At 64.5% G+C, this 3,086-nt stretch carries 3 protein-coding genes and 1 pseudogene; all 4 read left to right on the top strand.

The genetic code is table 11. The annotated features are described in order from the left end of the window. The first annotated feature begins 345 nt into the window (after window positions 1-345). Complete coding sequence (locus EN949_RS34225; protein ID WP_013533156.1) at window positions 346-1,098, top strand: ABC transporter ATP-binding protein; 753 nt, start codon at window positions 346-348, stop codon at window positions 1,096-1,098. Continuing rightward, window positions 1,095-1,829 (top strand): ABC transporter ATP-binding protein, encoded by a 735-nt coding sequence (locus tag EN949_RS34220; protein WP_013533157.1) that lies wholly within the window; start codon window positions 1,095-1,097, stop codon window positions 1,827-1,829. The genes EN949_RS34225 and EN949_RS34220 overlap by 4 nt, the downstream gene beginning before the upstream one ends. 1 nt (window position 1,830) lies before the next feature. Further along, window positions 1,831-2,736, top strand: a complete 906-nt coding sequence (locus EN949_RS34215; protein WP_013533158.1) for a branched-chain amino acid ABC transporter permease — start codon at window positions 1,831-1,833, stop codon at window positions 2,734-2,736. 4 nt (window positions 2,737-2,740) lie between these two features. After that, window positions 2,741-3,086 (top strand): annotated as a pseudogene (locus EN949_RS34210) (branched-chain amino acid ABC transporter permease); the annotation flags it as partial.

Raw genomic sequence — 3,086 nt, 5'->3', positions numbered from 1 at the left:
CGGCGCGCTTCGTCCCGGTGACGCTGGAAGACGCGCTTGCCGCGCGAACCGAACAGCGCGCCGCGCTGGCGCGTGCTGAAGGGCATCTGGCCGGCTGACGTCAGCCGGGAATGCCGGCGGAGGAGCCGGAGGCGAGGAGATCGGCCGGCCAAAACCGACCGCGCGTGGCGGAAGACAAAATCCGGTGCGCGAAACGACAAGACGACGCCGGGCAACGGCGTGAATTTGGCACCCGAGCAGTCCGCTAGAGACCGCCGGAACCGATAGGGGAAGACATTTGCAACGTGGCTGGCCGCAAGGCCGGATGCTTCGCGCCTTTCCGTCGGTAGAAAGAAGGAAAGGGTCATGAGTCATCTGAGCGCGGAGAACGTCTCGGTATCGTTTGCGGGGCTGAAGGCCCTGTCATCGGTAGACCTCCAAATTACGCCCGGCCGCATCAGTGGCCTCATCGGCCCGAATGGCGCTGGCAAGACCACGCTCGTCAACGTGCTGACCGGCTTCCAGGCACCGACGGAAGGCACCATCAAGCTCGACGGGGAAGCACTCACGGGTCTCAAGCCGCATCAGGTCCGGCGGCGCGGCATCGCCCGCACCTTCCAGGGTGGGCGGCTCTTCCGCGACCTGCCTGTGCTGGACAATTTGGAAGTGACCGGCGTTGGCCTGGGAATGAGCCGGCGCGCTGCCATCGCCGAAGCGGAAGCAATGCTCGACTGGATAGGCATCGGTGCGCTGGGTACCCGCATCGCCGGAACGTTGCCATACACGGACGAGCGCCGCGTCGCCATTGGCCGCGCCTTGATGGGACGGCCCGCATACATCCTGCTCGACGAGCCCGCGGCTGGCATGAGCGCACTGGAGGCGCGGGAGCTTTCCGCCCTGATAAGACACATCGCCAGCGATCTCGGCTGTGGTGTCCTGCTCATCGAGCACAATGTCGGGCTGGTGCTCGGCCTTTGCCAGCATATCGTCGTGCTCGATTCCGGAGCGATTATCGAGGAAGGACCGCCTGCCGCGATCCGCGACAGCGAGAAGGTGCGCCACGCCTATATGGGCACGGCCGCGAACACCGACCTGCCTGTGCTGGAGGCGATGGAATGAGCCTGCTCGCCCTTTCCGATATCACGATCCGCTACAGCCGTCTCACGGCGGTCCGCAATGTCTCCTTCTCCATGGACGAGGGAGAAATCCTGTTCATCACCGGCCCGAACGGAGCCGGGAAGTCTTCGCTGCTGCGCGCGATTGCCGGTGTTACGCCGGTGGCGGGCGGCCGGATCGACCTTGCTGGTCATGAGATCACCGGCCAGGCGCCGGAGAACATCGCCCGGCTCGGATTCTCCATGGTGCCGGAGGGGCGCGATGTCTTCGGCTCGCTGACGACCGAAGAGAACCTTCTGGTCGGAACCGGCATGCATGCCCGCGAACGCGGCTGGCGCAGCCGAGCGGCCGACGAACTCGAAGCCGTCTACGCAACCTTCCCGATGCTGAAAGAGAGGCGGCACGGGCAGGCGGGATTGCTGTCCGGCGGGCAGCAGCAAATGCTGGTCATCGGCCGCGCGCTGATGACCAATCCGCGGCTGGTAGCCATCGACGAGCCTTCACTGGGCCTCGCCCCCAACATCAACGACCAGGTCTACGAGCGGCTGATCGCGCTGCGTGCGCAGCGCCAGCTCACGCTCCTGATCGTTGAGCAGAGCTCGGCCCGGGCGATGATGGTGGGCGGGCGGATGATCCTGATGCGTGGCGGACAGATCGTGCTCGATGGCGACGCGCGGACGCTCGGCAATGGCGAGGCGATCCAGGCTGCCTATTTCGGCTACGAGGACAATTGAGATGCTTCAGATCCTGTTCGACGCACTCTCGCTTGGTTCGCTCTATGCGCTCGGGGCGCTCGGCATTGCCCTCATCTTCGGCGTCATGCGGCTCGTGAACTTCGCGCATGGCGACGTCATCGCCTTCTGCGTCTTCGCCCTGTTATGGCCGTCTACGGACGCAATGGCCATCGTCTTCGCCGGCCAATTGCCGTGGTACCTGCTGTTGCCATTCGTGCTCCTCTGCGGGGCCGGGCTGTCGGTGCTGTGCGAAATCGTCGTCTTCAGGCGGTTCCGTCAGGCAAATCCGGCAACCATGATGATCGCCTCCTTCGCGCTCGGTTTCGTCATTCGCTACTTCCTGCTCATGCTTTTCTCCAGTCGGCCGAAATCGATCTCGCTGCTGCCCGAACTGTCCCAGCCGGTGGAGATCCTTGGTGCCAGGCTTCCCCTCCTCCAGCTCATAACGATCGTGGCCACGATGGTCATCCTGATCGGCCTGACACTGTTCCTGCGTCAAACCCGCTTCGGCCTGGAGATGCGGGCGGCGGCCGAGAACTTCTCGATGGCCCGAATGCTGGGTGTGCGTGCGAACCGGGTTATCATGGGCGCGTTCGCCCTCTCCGGCGCGTTGGCCGCCGCCATTGCACTGATCTTTGGCGCCCAGACAGGCACGCTGGACATCCAGATGGGCGCCTCGATCATGTTGATGGCCTTCATCGCCACCGTCATTGGCGGCCTCGGCAGCCTCGGGGGAGCCGTGCTCGCCGGCTTCCTGCTGGGTGCCGCCTCGGTGATCATGCAAGTCATGCTGCCCATCGACGCCCGGCCATTCCGCGATGCCTTTGTCTATGGAGCGGTCATCCTCGTCCTCCTCTTCCGCCCACAGGGTCTTATTGCCGCGCGCGGCACCAAGGAAAGGATCTGATTTCATGGGTGTCGCCGCCTCCCTCACCAACTCTACCGCTGCCGGTGCCCCGGCTGCCGAGCGAAAGCCCGCCCGCTTCGCGCTTGCCCGCCGCACAATCCTGACACCGGTCCTGCTTTCTCTGCTGCTGCTGGCCATCGCGCTGATCACGGTGATGACCGGATCGCGGCCCTTCAACCAGACGGTGATCGACGTGTTCGTCCGTGTCATCCTCGTCGTGGGCCTATACATCTTTATCGGGAATTCGGGCGTTCTCAGCTTCGGGCATATCGGCTTCACCTGCCTTGGCGCCTACGCGGCCGCGTGGCTCACCATCAATCCGATGATGAAACGCGGTTCGCTGCCGGGAC

Origin of the sequence: Mesorhizobium sp. M7A.F.Ca.US.007.01.2.1 (genome assembly GCF_003998165.1) — a bacterium.
Taxonomy (GTDB): domain Bacteria; phylum Pseudomonadota; class Alphaproteobacteria; order Rhizobiales; family Rhizobiaceae; genus Mesorhizobium; species Mesorhizobium ciceri.
The sequence above is the reverse complement of the archived record's forward strand: the minus strand, read 5'-3'. Positions and strand labels throughout refer to the sequence as shown.